A 14,361-nucleotide genomic window follows, 5' to 3' on the forward strand; every position below is an offset into this window, starting at 1 on the left:
CCCGCCATTCCCTCCCCGATGAGGACGCACCGTGCAGCAGACCTTGCATCGACACCTGCCTTCCTTCTTCCGGTCGCACCTGGAATCCCTCTCCGGCGTCGGCCTCATGCTCGGCACGTTGTTCTTCGCCGCGGCGCTGACGCCCACCCTCATTCCCCGAACGCACGTCACCCAGGGCGTCCTGGCGGGCGCCTGCCTTGCGGCCGGGTATGGCCTGGGCGTGCTGTGGCATTGGCTGTGGACCTACCTGGAACTGCCCTCGCCCCGCGGCCGCGCCGCGTGGGTCATCAATGCCGTCATCGGCCTCTTGTGCGTGGCGGTGGCGATCGTGTTTCTTGGCCGCGCCGCCGAATGGCAGAACACCATCCGCGCGCTGATGCAGATGGACCCCGTGACCAGCGCCCATCCCATCAAGGTCAGCCTGATCGCGCTGGCCACCTTTGCCGTGCTGCTGGCGCTGGCGCGGCTGTTCAAGCTCATTGCCCGCTACCTTGCCCGGCAGGTGCGGCGCGTCGTGCCGCGGCGCGTGGCCAACGTGACGGGCGCGCTCATCGCCATCCTGATCTTCTGGCTGCTGGCGACCGACGTGTTCTTCCGCGGCGCGCTGCACGTGCTGGACGCGTCGTTCCGCGAATTCGACGCGCTGCTCGAGCCCGAACGCCCGCAGCCCACCGCCGACCTGAAGACAGGGGGGCCCGCCTCGCTGATCCGCTGGAACGAACTGGGCCGCGCCGGCCGCGAATACATCGCCTCCGGCCCCACCGCCAGTGAAATCCAGACGCAGTCGGGACGCATGGCGCTGGAGCCCATCCGCGTCTACGTTGGTCTGCGCGGCGCGGCCACCCCCGAGGCGCGCGCGCGGCTCGCGCTGGACGAGATGAAGCGCGTGGGCGCCTTTGACCGCTCGGTGCTGGTCGTGATCACCCCCACGGGCACGGGGTGGGTCGACCCCGCCGCCGCGGACTCGCTGGAATACCTGCTGAACGGCGACGTGGCCAGCGTGGCCATGCAGTATTCGTACCTGTCCAGCCCGCTGTCGCTGCTGGCGCAACCCGAATATGGCGCGGAAGCCGCGCGCGCCCTGTTCCAGGCGGTGTATGGCTACTGGACCACGCTGCCCAAGGACCGGCGGCCGCGGCTGTACCTGCACGGCCTGAGCCTGGGCGCGAAGAATTCCGCGGGGTCGGCCGAACTGTTCGAGATGATCGGCGACCCGATCCAGGGCGCGCTCTGGAGCGGCCCGCCCTTTGAAAGCCGCGTCTGGCGCACCATTACCGATGCCCGCAATCCCGGCTCGCCCGCCTGGCTGCCCGAACTGCGCGATGGCGCCTTCGTGCGCTTCATGAACCAGAACGGTTCGCCGGTGCCGGCCGACGCGCCGTGGGGGCCGATGCGCGTCGTCTACCTGCAATACGCGAGCGACCCGGTCACCTTCTTCGACTATCGCGACCTGTATCGTCCGCCCGCGTGGATGAACGCGCCGATGGGCCCAGACGTGTCGCCGGAACTGCGCTGGTATCCCGTGGTGACCATGTTGCAGCTTGCGCTGGACATGGCGGTGGGCACCGCGACGCCGATGGGGTATGGACACGTCTACGCGCCGCAACATTATGTCGACGCCTGGGTCGCGGTGACCGGCGTGTCCGGCTGGACGCCCGACGCCCTCGAAGGCCTGAAGGCCTATCTGCTGGAGCGCGCGCAGGCGGCAATGGAAGACGAAGACGGCGACGAAGGCGCCTACGAGGGACGCGGAGGCTAGGCGCGGAAGGCGCGGCTCATGAATCACCCCATGCAGGATCGATTGACGTCGTTCTTCTTTTCGCGCGATGACGCCTTGCGCAGCCGCAGCGTCAGCGCGCGCCTGCTGGCCGCTAACCTGGACGTGCCTGCGCCGCCCGCGCGCCTTACGGCCGATTGGGACCGCGAAATCCGGACCCGGCTGGCGCTGGAGCCGGGCGACGTCGAGCAGATGCCGCTGTCGCGCACCCGCGCCCGCTGGCCGGAGTTCGGCCTGTGCGTGCAGGCCATGCGCGACTGGACGCGCGCGCTGGGAATGGGCGACGTCCTGGCGGCCAGCGACATGGCGCTCATGGCCTGCCGCGGCGCGCGCTATCACCACGACGGCAACCAATACGGCGGCGCCGCGTTCTGCAATCTGTTCCTGTCCGACGACAAAGGCCTGGACGTGCACTTTCCCGGCACCGGGCACCGCATCCCGCTTACGCGCGGCGTCGCCATCGTCTTTGACACCTGCCAGCCCCACGCCGTCATCGCCCGCCACGCCAGCGGCTACGACGAAGCGGACTTCCCGGATGCGCGGGATCTGTCGCAACTCTTTCTGACCTGGGAACTGCCCATCGAAGACCCGGCGGTGGCACAGGCGCTGGGGATCGCCTTCGATATCGAGCCGGGACTGGCGTCGCGGCTGGACGAAGAAGCGGTGTGGGCGGGCGGCCGCCGCGTCAGCGTGAACCCCGAGCACGGCCATTGGCAACCCGCGGCGCGGGACCCCTGACGCGTCGGGTATATTGACCGGCCCACGTCTCAGGGTCCCCACACAGATGTCCATTCCCTTTGCACGCACGCGCCCGTTCCGGTTTGGCGTCCTGACGCTGGCCATGCTGTGGCAGGCAGGCCACGCCGGCGCCGCCGAGCGCACCGTCTACACCGGCACGCTGCAAGGCGTGGGCGACATCGTGATGGAACTGGAAAGCGCCGCGGCCCGCGTCCCCTACGACACGCTCAAGCTTGCCGGTCACGCCGTGCCCGTGGGCGCCGACGTGGGCAGCGCCACCGTCGCATATCGCATGTGGCGCGACCCGCGCACCCAGTTCAGCTATCCGCGCCTGTCGCGCCATCCGGACCCTCAGGTCATGGCGCGCGTCAATCACCTGCTCGAGCAACGCCATTGGCGCATGAGCCACGCGGCGTTGGCCTGCAAGGCCTCGGCCTACACCAGCGGCAGCCCGTCGGCCGGCACACTGGCCAACTACGAGGAAGAAGTCGTGGCCGTGCCCTGGCTGTCCCGCGCCATGATGACGGTGACCGAATCCGGCAGCCTGGACTGCGGCGGCGCGCATCCGAACAACCACTTCGATCTCTACACGTTCGACTTGCTGCGCGGCGAAACCCTGGATTGGAACCGCGTGTTCGACGCCTACCAGCCGGGCAGCCGCGAGCCTCGCCCCGCGCTGACGGCACTCGTCGGCCAGGCGCAGAAAACCCTGGCCGCGCGCGACGAGGCCGGACTGACCGAGGACCGTTCCAAGGAAGGTTGCTGGGACCTGTGGCCGGCCTACCTTGCGCTGGGCGCCACGACGCCCGGCGCGCTGAGCCTGTCGGTATCCGGCGTGGGCCACGCGTCGGGCGTGTGTCTGGGAACGCTGGCGCAGGTGCCTTTCGACGACCTCGCGCCGTACCTGAAGCCGGGCGGCGAGGCGTATCTGATACAGGACTGAACGAGACGCTCAGCGCCTGAATCCGCCGCCGCCCCTGAATCCGCCAAACCCGCCGCCAAAGCTGCGGCCCTCCATCCCGCGCCCCTGCCATCCGCCTTCGCCACGGCCTTGCCAGCCGCCCGCGGATTCGCCCATGCGGTTCTGCCAGCCGCCGTTCATGCCGCCCGCCGGCTGCGTCGAATAATCACGCGCCTGGCGCTGCGCGTTCAGGTAGTTGGACTGCGTGTTCGGCTGGACCGGCTGCCAGCCCGAGGACGTGTGCTGCTGCCAACCGTTGTCGTTGTGCTCATAGACGTTGCCGTTGTGGTCCGCGTACACGTTGCCGTTGTTCCACGCCATGCCGCTGCCGGTGTTGCGGTTGTAGGTGGCGCCGCGCCGGTCGACGCTGTCCGCGCCCTGCCCCGCCGTGCCGGTCGCGCCGGCGGCGGAATACGTGGTGCGGCCGGTGTCGGCATTGGTGCGCACGTTCTGCCGGCCCGCAGCCCATTGGCCGTCGTCGTTCTCGACCGCGCCCGCGCGGCCCGCGCCCGATGCACCAGTGACCGGGTCGGTGTAGGCGCCCCGGCGGCCCGCCGCGGCATTGCCCGTGTATTCGTTGTAGGCCGCGCCGCGCGTGCCTTCGAAGGCGGCGCCGGTTTGCGGGTTGTAGCCTTCGGCGTGCGCGCCCTGCCATTCGGTGCCCGTCCAGCCATTCCACCCGGCCGCGTGGGTGACCGTGCCGGAACCGCCCCACGCGCCGTAGACGTCCACCTTGTTCACGTCGACGCCGCCCCAATAGGGCGCGCCGTAATACGGGCCCCAGTAAGGCGCCGCCCCGCCCCAGGCTTCGGCCGCGGCAAACCCGAAGGCAAAGCCCGCCGCGGAATCGAAGGCGGCGTTGTAGCCGTAGCTGGGCGGATAGCCGACCCAGGTGTTTTGCACGATCGTGGGCGGGTAGGAATAGCCTGTGCCGTAGACGACCGTGCCATCCGGCGCGACGACCACGCCCATGTAGCCCGGCGAATAGCCGAACACCACGCTTTGCGGCGTCGAGCCATAGACCTGCACGTAGGTCACGTAGTGCAACGGCGAAGTGGCGGGAATGGCGTAGATCGCTGCGGGCACATGGTCGGCCACGCGCCACGGTCCGGTGGGCGAATCCGACACGAACCACACCGCATGCGACAACGCGTAGTAACGGCCTTCGGCCTGGATGACCGGCACCTGCGAATTGGCCGCGTAATGCAGCGTGGTGCCCTCGATGGGCCGCAGCACCGGCGCGCCGCCGGCGTACTCGACCTGCAGCCTGGCGGCGCTGCGCGACACGGTTGCGGTCTGCGGAATGGTCGATGCGATGACGGCTTCGCGGGCCTGCGGCGTACCGGGCACCGACACCAGCACGCCGCCCTGCGGATCGCGCGCCGGAATGCGCGCGAAGTCGCGCGGCAGGTCCTTGCCGGGCACATACGACCACGGTCCTTCAAGCCGGGGGCCGCGGAACCAGCGGCCCGACACGAGCAGGTAATAGCGGTTGTCGCCCGGATTCATGAACACGGCGTGGTCGGCATTGGTGACCGACAGCAGCGAGGTCCCGGGCACCGGCCGCAACTCGGCCTGGCCGATCGTGATCAGAAGCTCCGCCGGCACCGTGGACACTTCGATATCGGGCGCGCGATGCGGCGCCTTGCCGTCATGCGGCATCAAGGGGTCCGCCGCAGGGCCGCGCCGTGCGGCGTCGGCGGCGGCCAGCAGCGCGGGTGACGGTTGCGCCACGGTGCGCCAGGGCCCGTTGATGTCGCCCGCGTCATACCAGTGGCCTGCCGCCTGCAGGTACAAACGTCCGGCGTTGTCGCCCAGGATCAGCGCGCGGGTGTTGACGACCCGGCGCCAGCCCGGCGTGCCGGGCAGCGCCGTCCACGCGGGCGGGCCATCGACCAGCACCAGGATCGCCGGGACGGTGCGGTAGATGATGCGCGGCGGCGTGTTGTCCACAGGCACCGTCTTGGTAGCCGGGTTGTTCTGCGACAGCGCATAGCTCAGCTGCAACCCGTCCAGCGGCGTGACCACGCCGTTGGGTGGAATGCGGGCCTCCAGCTCGCTGCGCAGCCGCGCGGCCTCTTGGGGCGCCGTCGGCACCTGCACGCGTTCGATGCGGATGTCCGACAGGCGCACCAGCCCGGCGGGCTTGTTCACGTCGGCGCGCGCGGAGAATTCCGCGACGCCGTAGGTCGGATTGCCCTTGGCCGGCCCCACGGCGACGGCCATGCGGCCGGACAGGCGGTCGGCGGTCCAGGTGTCGATCTGCGGCTGGTAGAGCTCGACCCGCGCGCCATCCGGCGCGGAAAAACTGCGCGGCCATTGCAGCGCGCGCGCGGCGGACGAGTCGGATTGGGGTTGGCCGGCGCCGGGCTGCGCGGCGGTGGACTGGACCGCGCCCGGCGGGGTCGCGACCGAGGCGCCGGGCTGGCCGGGATTTTGCGGCTGCGCGGCGGCGCCGAAGGCCAGCGTCGTTCCAGCCGCCACGCCCACCATCAGGCGTGCGATGCGCCGGCGGCGGCCGGTAGCGCGGGACGCGGCGGGCAAGCGGAAAAACCAGGCATGCAGGTGCAGCAATCGGGACACGCAATGCATATCACGCTCCTTGAGGTTCGGACCGCCTGCACAGCCGGCCGGGGTGTCCCGCTGCGCAAATGAGCAAGCGAGAAAGCGGGTGCCGCCGCTTCGGGTTATACGCCAGCGGGCCCCGGCATTCAATTGCCGGAAGACCCGAGCTGACCGCACCCTGAATAAGAAACAGATCGTTAATGCCGCTAAAAAGCTATTGATCGCATCAGGCAGAAATTCTATAACTCGTTCCTACCAGGGCTTGCTGCTTTTGCCCGATTGCCTTTCCGCTGCAATCCAACTAGAGCGGCGCAACGCCCGCCACCCCGCGCAAGCCTCGCGCGAATCGCCAGCCCTTCCTGCCGCTCTCAAGCGGCGCGCTGGCGGCTCTCTAAGCCTCTCCTGCGGCATGGACCTCCCGTCCGGACAGCCGCGCGAAGGAGCAGCTCATGGCCCTTACCCTGTCCCATCCCGGGGTTTACATCCAGGAAATTCCCAGCGGCGTTCGCACGATTGCCGGGGTCGCGACCTCGGTTGCCGCCTTCCTGGGCGCGGCCCCGCGCGGTCCCGTCAACAAGGCGGTCCGGATATTCAGCTTCTCCGACTATGAGCGCGCCTTTGGCGGGCTTGCCGACGACTCCGAGCTTGGTTATGCGGTGCGCCAGTTCTTCGTGAACGGCGGCACGGATGCCTGGGTCGTGCGTGTGGTCAAGGAGGCATCGCCCGCGCAGCGCGTCCTGCGCAGCGCCACGGCGGTGGACGTGCTGACGGTCCGGGCGCTGGACCCCGGCGTGTCCGGCAACAGCATCCAGGTGCGGGTGGACCACGCCACTGCCGTGCCGTCCAGCACCTTCAACATCCAGTTCATCCGCGCCAGCGATGGGCGGGCGGAAAGCTATGCCAACGTGTCTCTGAACGCCAAGGACCCGCGTTATCTGCTGGACCTGGTGCAGGGCGTGTCGCAGCTTGTCAGGCTGGAGCGGATGCTGTCGCAGGGCGCGCTGGACGCGCTGCCGGCGGGCACCAGCGTCAGCGGCACGTTGGGCGACGTGCAGACGCTGCTGGACGCGACGCACACCGATTTCCGCGTGGCCGTGAACGGACTGGAGCCCGTCGGCGTCAGCATCGCGCTGCCCGGCGACATCGCGGGCGGCACCGCAACGCAGCGCCTGACGGCGCTGGCCGCCGCGATCCAGGCCAAGGTGCGGGCGCAGGCGATGGGCCGTCCGGCGCTGGCCAATTTCACGGCGGCGCGCAGCGGCAACACCCTTGTCATGACGTCCGGCGCGGGCGGCGAAAACGCCAGCGTGCGCGTGCTGCCCGGCGCGCGCAACAACGCCGCGGGCGTGCTGATGCTGGGGTCGCTGGCAGGCGGTGTCGAGACCGATGGCGCGGCCATCATCCGCCCGGCGCCCACCCCCGACGCGGCCACGCTGACGAGCGACACGTTCGGCGCGACCGATCTGGACGCGCTGCCCGACGCCACCCACACCAGCCTGCGCATCACCCTGGATGGCCTGGGCCCGGAACTCGTGAGCGTGGGCGACGCCGCCGCCGCGGGCGGGTCGCTGGCCGCCAAGCTGGAAGACGTGGCGGCGCGATTGCAGGCCGCGGTGCGCGCGCTGCGCCCGGGCACGCCCGCCTTCCGCGACTTCACGGCGCGGGTGCAGGGCAGCACGCTGGTGCTGGCCAGCGGCTCGCGCGGCATGGGCTCCACCATCGCGGTGGCAGCAGCCCCGGCCAACGATCTGGCGGCGTCGCTGCATCTGATGGCGGGCGCCGTCGCCTCGCCCCCGCCGGTCGACGCGCTGCTGGAAGGCGGCACCGAAACGCCTTACGGGCCGGACGACGTCTATGCCGCGTTCATCGGCAGCCGTGCGCTGCGCCAGGGGCTGTATGCGCTGGAAGACGCCGACATCTTCAACCTGCTCTGCCTGCCCGCCATCACGCACGGCGGCGTCCTGGCCAACGCCGCGTCGTACTGCGAGGAGCGGCGCGCCTTCATGATCGTGGACGCGCCGCCCACGGCGACCGACCCCGCCTCGATGGTGTCGGTGGCCAACGGCACCGCGCTGCCCAAGTCCGATCACGCGGCCGTCTACTACCCGTGGACGTACGTGTCCGATCCGCTCAAGAACGGCAAGCCGCGCCTGGCGCCGCCCTGCGGCACCGTTGCCGGCCTGTATGCGCGCACGGACGGCAACCGGGGCGTATGGAAGGCCCCCGCGGGCACCGACGCCAACCTGACCGGCGTCGTCTCGCTGGCCACGACACTGACCGATGGCGAGAACGGCAGCCTGAATCCGCTGGGGGTCAACTGCCTGCGCACGTTCCCGGTGTACGGCGCGGTCTGCTGGGGCGCGCGCACGCTGCGCGGCGCCGACCAGCTCACCTCCGAGTACAAGTACGTGCCCGTGCGGCGCCTGGCCCTGTACCTGGAGGAATCGCTCTACCGAGGCACGCAGTGGGTGGTGTTCGAACCCAACGATGAGCCGCTGTGGGCGCAGATCCGCCTGAACATCGGCGCGTTCATGAACACGCTGTTCCGCCAGGGCGCCTTTCAGGGCAGTTCGCCGCGCGAGGCCTATCTGGTCAAGTGCGACCGGGAAACCACCACGCAGGACGACATCAATCGTGGCGTGGTCAACATCCTGGTGGGGTTTGCGCCGCTCAAGCCCGCCGAGTTCGTCGTCATCAGCATCCAGCAACTGGCCGGCCAGATACAGGCTTGAGCCCGGCGGGCGGCGGCGCCGCTTGCGGCCCGCAACGCCCGCCGACCAGGGTTACCAGGAGATTGCCATGGCGCAGTTCACCGTCAATCCGCAGCGCTTCGACCCGTACAAGAATTTCAAATTCCGGGTGAAGTGGGATGGCCGCTATGTGGCCGGCATCAGCAAGGTGTCGGCGCTCAAGCGCACCACCGAAGTGGTCGAGCACCGCGAAGGCGGCGACCCGTCCAGCGGGCGCAAGTCCCCCGGCCGCAGCAAGTACGAGGCGGTGACGCTGGAGCGCGGCGTCACGCACGACCGCGAGTTCGAGCAGTGGGCCAACAAGGTGTGGAACTTTGGCTCGGGGCTGGGCAGCGAGGTGTCGCTGAAGAACTTTCGCAAGGACATCATCATCGAGGTCTACAACGAAGCCGGGCAACTGGTGCTGGCCTACAAGGTGTTCCGCTGCTGGGTGTCGGAATACCAGGCCATCCCGGATCTGGACGCCAACGCCAACGCCGTCGCGATTCAGACCATCAAGCTGGAAAACGAAGGATGGGAGCGCGACTACGAAGTTGCCGAGCCGTCCGAACCGAGCTTTGTCGAGCCGGCTTGATGGAGCGCCGCGATGAACGCCCTGATCGAATCGCAGATTCTTGCGCTGTGGGAGGCAGGCCGTGACCGCCACCCGATAGATCGTGGCCTGCGCGCGCTGGCCGTGGCGATGCCCGGCGAGGAGGTGGCGTCACGGCCGGTCGGATGGCGGACGCTGGCATTGCTGCGCCTGCGGCGCGCGACATTCGGCGCGCGGCTGCCGGCCTGCGCCGATTGCCCGGCGTGCGGCGCGGCGATGGCGTTCGACCTGGATCTGGCCGCGCTGATCGAGACCCTGCCCGCGCCGCCGGAGCGCGGGTCCGCCGAACCCATGTTCGACGCGCACGGCGCCGCTTGGCGCCTGCCCAGCAGCCGGGACCAGGCGCACGCGGCGATGGCCGCCGACAGCGAAGCCGCGCTCGCCCTGTTGCTGCGCGCGTGCCGCGTCGGCGCACCGCCCGAGGCCAGCCTGCCGCAAGGCGCGGCGCTGGACGACATCGAGGCGCGCATGGAGGCGCTGGACCCCGCCGCCAACATCGAGCTGTCATTGCGCTGCACCGACTGCACGCACGCCTGGACGGCGGCGTTGGATGCCGACATCTGCCTGTGGGACGACATCAGCCTGTGCGCGCGCGGCCTGTTGCGGGACGTGCATCGCCTGGCGCGCGCCTACGGCTGGACCGAGCCGCAGGTGCTGGCGCTGGGCCCGGCCCGGCGCGCCGCCTACCTGGCGATGGCCGACAGCGAGGCCATGCCATGAGCGGATTCCTGCGCCAGCTGGCCAGCCGCAGCCTGGGCACCGCCCCGCGTCTGCGCAGCGCGCCTTCGCCGCTTGCCGCGGCGCTGCATGGCGTCGTGCCGCGGGATCCGTTGGGCGCCGACGCGCAGGATCAGGACGGTCACCTTGCCGGGCACGATCCGGCCGCGCAGGCCGGCAGTGGCTTGGCGGACACCGGGAACCGTCTGGAGCATAGGTTTTCACAAGGATCGGCCTTCGCCGCACACGCACATGCCGACGAGGCGGCGGACGTGCATGCACGTGCCTCCGGGCGCGAAGCGGCGATGCCGCAGCGGCACTTCATTGCGAACGCGCCAGTAACCGATGCCGGTATGCGAACGTCCGGCGCGCCGCAGCGCTCGGTCGCGGCGCCCCCGCCGTTACGCAGCGCGTTCCTGCCCGATCCGGGCGATCAGGATTCAATCTCCATTGAGGCGCAGCGGCCCGTTTCCGCAAGCGTGGCGCCGCCCGATCGCGCCGAGTCCGCAACACCGGTGTTCGCCGCGCAGGCGGTCACCGATGCCGCCCACGCACCGGGCGCCCTCAATGCGGCCGACGCAGAATCGCTACCCTTCCCTGCCGCACGGCGCGACGCCCCATCCCCTGCGCCTCGTCCCGCCGCGCAATCGTCCGCGCCCGACGTGCACATCACCATCGACCGCCTTGAGGTCGCGCCCCCGCCGCCCCCGCGCGCGGCGGCTGCCCCGCGATCGTCCGCGCTCTCGCTGCGCGACTACCTGGCCGCGCGGCGCGCGGGGCTGCCATGAGCAACGCGCTGGCCATCGCGGCGGTCACTGCCGTCATCAAGGACCTGCTCGACTCGGGCATGATCGACCACGCCGTGACGGACACGCTGGGCGCGGGCGTCAAGGTGTCCGCGCTGGCCCCCGACGCCGTGTCGCTGGACAACCAGGAAGACCCGCAGCTGAACCTGTTCCTGCATCAGGTCACGCCCAACGCCGCATGGCGCAATGCGGCGCTGCCGTCGCGCGATGCCGCCGGCGACCGCATCGCCAATCCGCCGCTGGCCCTGGATCTGCACTATCTGCTGACAGCCTATGGCCGCGCCGAACTGCAGGCCGAAGTGCTGCTGGGCTACGCGCTGCAACTGCTGCATGAGTCGGCCGTGCTGCCGCGCGAGGCCGTGCGCCGCGCGCTGGATCCGGACGTGGTCGACGGCGCCATCCTGCCCACGGTGTACCAGAGCCTGCGCGGCGCGGACCTGGCCAGCCAGATCGAACTGTTGAAGATCACGCCCGCGGCGCTGGGCGCCGAAGAGATGTCGCGCCTGTGGTCCGCGCTACAGGCCCACTACCGGCCGACCGCGGCGTTCCAGGTGTCGGTGGTGCTGATCGAATCGCGCCGGCCCGCGCGCGGCGCCCTGCCCGTGCTGACCCGCGGCGAGGCTATTCCCGGCACGCCGCGCGACCGGGGCGTGCTGGTCTTTCCCGGCCTGACGCCGCCGCTGCCCACGCTCTTGTCCGTGCAACCGGCGGGCAGGCAACCGGTTGCTGTGCCCGGCGGATCCGTGACGCTCGTGGGGCATCATCTGGACGGCCTGGCGCGGCGGGTGACGCTGCGCCACGCCACGCTGGACGCCGAGCGCGACGTACCCGTCGAGGCCGGCACGGATACCTGGCTGCGGCTGACGATGCCGGCAGACCTGCCTGTCGGCCTGTACCGCGTGCATGCCCACGTGCAGGCCGCCGACACCGGCCTGCCGCGCGACAGCAATCAGCTTGCGCTGGTGCTGGCGCCCGAACCCGTGCTGCCGCCGGCCTCGGCCACGCGCAACGGCGGCACGGTACGCATGACGCTGGGCATCGCGCCCCCGCTCTTGCCCGGCCAGGCCGCCAGCCTGCTGTTGGGAGACCGGGAACTGCCCGCCGAACCCGCCGCCGCGCCCGCCAGCGCGCTCATCTTCGAATGGCGCGACGCGCCGCCAGCAGGTACGCGCTTTCTGGCGCGACTGCGGGTGGACGGCATCGAAAGCCCGCTGGTGGACCGCGAGTCGGTCCCCGTCCGCTACCTTGACCGCCAGATCGAGCTGCCATGAACGCGCGCGCGCCCACCGGCTGGACCGAAACCAACCAGCAATTGCTGGCCGCGGAGTTCACGCGGCTGCGCGCTCGGCTGCGCAAGCCCGGCAGCCGGCCGCCCCGGCACGGCGCGCAACAGCTGGCCCAGGCGCGCGCCGCCATGGACGGCGACGCCGCCATCGACCAGCTGACGGCCATCTTCGGCCTTTCGGCGTTCGAGCGCGACCTGCTGCTGTTGTGCGCCGGCATCGAGATGGACGCGGTGCTGGCGGACCTTTGCGCCCACGCCAACAGCCGCAGCGGCGGCCAGCGCCACGCCAGCTTCGCGCTGGCGCTGGCCGAGCTTGAAGGCGCGCACTGGAGCGCGCTGTCGCCGCAACGCCCGCTGCGCCGCTGGCGTCTGCTGGACGTGGACGACACCACCGACTTGAGCACCGCGCGGTTGCGCATCGACGAACGCGTGCTGCACTACCTGGCCGGGTTGAACGAACCCGACGCGCGCCTTCGCCCGCTGTTGCGTCCGGCGCTGCCCCTGCCCCACGCCGCGCCCGCGCACGCGGAGGCGTCGCAGCAGATCGCCGCGCAGGTGTCCGCCGCGCAAGGCACGCCATTGCCGGTGTTCGTGCTGGAAGGCGACGATGCCGGCGCGCACGAGGACGTGGCGGCGCGCGCCGCGCATGCCGCCGGGCTGGCGTGCCTGGCGCTGGCCGCCGAAGACGTGCCGGCGGACGCGGCCGAGCGCAACGCCATGCTGACGCTCTGGCAGCGCGAGGCCGTGCTGCTGGGCGCCGGCCTGTATGTCGACGCGTCCGACGGCTTGCCGCCCGCGGCGCGGCATCTGGTGGAACAGGCCGGCGGCCTGTGCCTGGTGGGAGTGCGCGAGCCGGTCGCCTTGCGCGCCGCGTCGCGTCACTACCCCGTGACCCGGCCGCAGGAGGCGGACCGCCGAACCTTGTGGCGGCAGGCATTGGGTCCGCAGGCAGCCGCGCGTGCGGGCCAGGCGGTGGACCATGCAGCCAGCCAGTTTGGACTGGACTCGCGCACCTTGCAGCTCACCGCCGCGGCGCTCGCCCCCGCGCTGATGGCGGACGGCGCCGATCCGTCCGCCGTGCTGTGGCAGGGTTGTGCGCAGGCCAGCCGCCGCCGGCTGGACGGGTTGGCGCAGCGCCTGACGCCCGCGGCAGGCTGGAACGACCTGGTGCTGCCCGAGCCGCAGTTGGCGGTATTGCGCCAGATCGCGGCGCATCTGCGCCAGCGCTACCGCGTTCACCAGGATTGGGGATTTGCCGCCGCGCAGTCGCGCGGCCTGGGCCTTGCCACCCTCTTTACCGGCGAAAGCGGCACCGGCAAGACCATGGCCGCCGAAGCGCTGGCGCGCGAGACGGGGCTGGACCTGTACCGCATCGACCTGTCCGCCGTCGTCAGCAAGTACATCGGCGAAACCGAAAAGAACCTGCGGCGCCTGTTCGAGGCCGCCGAGGACGGCGGCGCGATCCTGCTCTTTGACGAAGCCGACGCGCTTTTCGGCAAGCGGTCGGAGGTCAAGGACAGCCATGACCGCTACGCCAACATCGAGATCAGCTACCTGCTGCAACGCATGGAGTCCTACCGCGGCCTGGCGGTGCTGACCACCAACCTGAAGTCCAACCTGGACAGCGCATTCCTGCGGCGGCTGCGCTTTGTCGTGCAGTTTCCGTTTCCCGACCAGGACCAGCGAGCGCGCATCTGGCGCGGCGTGTTCCCGACCGCCACGCCCACCCGCGACCTCGATCCGCGCCAGCTGGCGCGGCTGAACCTGACGGGCGGCAGCATCCGCAACGTCGCGCTGAACGCGGCCTTCCTGGCCGCCGACGCCGGCTCCGATGTCACCATGGCTCACGTGCTGCAAGCCGCGCACGCCGAAGCCGCCAAACGCGAGCGGCCCCTGGCCGACGCCGAAACGAGGGGATGGCCATGAAATCCGCAATCCATCTGCATATCCGCGCGCTCAGCGTGCCGAGCCACGACGCCGCCCAGCGCAATGCGTTCGTGGCTGCCCTGGTGCACGAACTGGTGCGGCGCGCCGCGCAGCACAACGGCGCCGCCGCCGATGGCAGCGCCGATCAGGTGCGCACCGTGGCGGACGGCCCGCAGCCGGAGCAGGCCGGCGCGCAAGCGGGGCGCGCCATCGCCGACACGTTCCACCTCAAGCATTGAGCTGG

Annotated in this window: 11 protein-coding genes; 10 read left to right on the forward strand and 1 reads right to left on the reverse strand. The window is 70.7% G+C overall.

Annotated elements, in window-relative coordinates; translation table 11 throughout:
- Positions 1-31 precede the first annotated feature (31 nt).
- The 3 genes from V6V88_RS22175 to V6V88_RS22185 are packed head-to-tail and all read left to right on the forward strand — an operon-like array spanning position 32 to position 3,458.
- Positions 32-1,759 carry an alpha/beta-hydrolase family protein gene (locus V6V88_RS22175; RefSeq protein ID WP_142053540.1) on the forward strand — a complete coding sequence of 576 codons (1,728 nt, stop codon included), beginning with the start codon at positions 32-34 and terminating at the stop codon, positions 1,757-1,759.
- An 18-nt stretch (positions 1,760-1,777) separates the two neighbouring features.
- Positions 1,778-2,515 (forward strand): hypothetical protein, encoded by a 738-nt coding sequence (locus V6V88_RS22180; protein ID WP_223572640.1) that lies wholly within the window; start codon positions 1,778-1,780, stop codon positions 2,513-2,515.
- Between the two features lie 46 nt (positions 2,516-2,561).
- Positions 2,562-3,458 (forward strand): hypothetical protein, encoded by an 897-nt coding sequence (locus V6V88_RS22185; RefSeq protein ID WP_223572642.1) that lies wholly within the window; start codon positions 2,562-2,564, stop codon positions 3,456-3,458.
- A gap of 9 nt (positions 3,459-3,467) precedes the next feature.
- Here V6V88_RS22185 and V6V88_RS22190 read toward each other — a convergent pair whose 3' ends face one another.
- Positions 3,468-6,059, reverse strand: coding sequence for a carbohydrate-binding family V/XII (locus tag V6V88_RS22190; protein ID WP_338616355.1), 2,592 nt, complete (start codon positions 6,057-6,059; stop codon positions 3,468-3,470).
- 431 nt (positions 6,060-6,490) lie between these two features.
- On the opposite strand from V6V88_RS22190, the gene V6V88_RS22195 reads away from it, so the two are divergent.
- The 7 genes from V6V88_RS22195 (at position 6,491) to V6V88_RS22225 (ending at position 14,356) form a co-directional block, all read left to right on the forward strand.
- On the forward strand, positions 6,491-8,773 hold the full coding sequence (locus V6V88_RS22195; RefSeq protein ID WP_338616356.1) for a phage tail sheath subtilisin-like domain-containing protein: 2,283 nt from the start codon (positions 6,491-6,493) through the stop codon (positions 8,771-8,773).
- A 67-nt stretch (positions 8,774-8,840) separates the two neighbouring features.
- Entirely contained in the window at positions 8,841-9,365 is a 525-nt protein-coding gene (locus V6V88_RS22200) for a phage tail protein (RefSeq protein WP_056326957.1), read from the forward strand.
- A gap of 12 nt (positions 9,366-9,377) precedes the next feature.
- Positions 9,378-10,103, forward strand: a complete 726-nt coding sequence (locus V6V88_RS22205; protein ID WP_280002600.1) for a hypothetical protein — start codon at positions 9,378-9,380, stop codon at positions 10,101-10,103.
- Positions 10,100-10,888 carry a hypothetical protein gene (locus tag V6V88_RS22210; protein ID WP_338616357.1) on the forward strand — a complete coding sequence of 263 codons (789 nt, stop codon included), beginning with the start codon at positions 10,100-10,102 and terminating at the stop codon, positions 10,886-10,888. Before V6V88_RS22205 ends, V6V88_RS22210 begins: the two co-directional genes overlap by 4 nt.
- A complete protein-coding gene (locus tag V6V88_RS22215) occupies positions 10,885-12,177 on the forward strand; it encodes a DUF4255 domain-containing protein (RefSeq protein WP_223572652.1) in 1,293 nt (430 codons plus the stop codon). Before V6V88_RS22210 ends, V6V88_RS22215 begins: the two co-directional genes overlap by 4 nt.
- The gene (locus tag V6V88_RS22220; RefSeq protein ID WP_338616358.1) at positions 12,174-14,117 is read left to right on the forward strand and encodes an ATP-binding protein; all 1,944 of its coding nucleotides are present in this window, start codon (positions 12,174-12,176) and stop codon (positions 14,115-14,117) included. Before V6V88_RS22215 ends, V6V88_RS22220 begins: the two co-directional genes overlap by 4 nt.
- Positions 14,114-14,356: a hypothetical protein gene (locus V6V88_RS22225; RefSeq protein ID WP_338616359.1), complete on the forward strand. Its 243-nt coding sequence runs from the start codon at positions 14,114-14,116 to the stop codon at positions 14,354-14,356. The genes V6V88_RS22220 and V6V88_RS22225 overlap by 4 nt, the downstream gene beginning before the upstream one ends.
- Positions 14,357-14,361: the final 5 nt, after the last annotated feature.

This window comes from Achromobacter sp. E1, from assembly GCF_037039475.1.
In the GTDB taxonomy this organism is placed as follows: Bacteria; Pseudomonadota; Gammaproteobacteria; order Burkholderiales; family Burkholderiaceae_B; genus Achromobacter; species Achromobacter mucicolens.

Bases quoted from the DNA above. Each gene is read 5' to 3' on its own strand.
- V6V88_RS22180 (WP_223572640.1), top strand. From the start codon at position 1,778: ATGAATCACCCCATGCAGGATCGATTGACGTCGTTCTTCTTTTCGCGC.
- V6V88_RS22185 (WP_223572642.1), top strand. From the start codon at position 2,562: ATGTCCATTCCCTTTGCACGCACGCGCCCGTTCCGGTTTGGCGTCCTG.
- V6V88_RS22195 (WP_338616356.1), top strand. From the start codon at position 6,491: ATGGCCCTTACCCTGTCCCATCCCGGGGTTTACATCCAGGAAATTCCC.
- V6V88_RS22200 (WP_056326957.1), top strand. From the start codon at position 8,841: ATGGCGCAGTTCACCGTCAATCCGCAGCGCTTCGACCCGTACAAGAAT.
- V6V88_RS22205 (WP_280002600.1), top strand. From the start codon at position 9,378: ATGAACGCCCTGATCGAATCGCAGATTCTTGCGCTGTGGGAGGCAGGC.
- V6V88_RS22210 (WP_338616357.1), top strand. From the start codon at position 10,100: ATGAGCGGATTCCTGCGCCAGCTGGCCAGCCGCAGCCTGGGCACCGCC.
- V6V88_RS22215 (WP_223572652.1), top strand. From the start codon at position 10,885: ATGAGCAACGCGCTGGCCATCGCGGCGGTCACTGCCGTCATCAAGGAC.
- V6V88_RS22220 (WP_338616358.1), top strand. From the start codon at position 12,174: ATGAACGCGCGCGCGCCCACCGGCTGGACCGAAACCAACCAGCAATTG.
- V6V88_RS22225 (WP_338616359.1), top strand. From the start codon at position 14,114: ATGAAATCCGCAATCCATCTGCATATCCGCGCGCTCAGCGTGCCGAGC.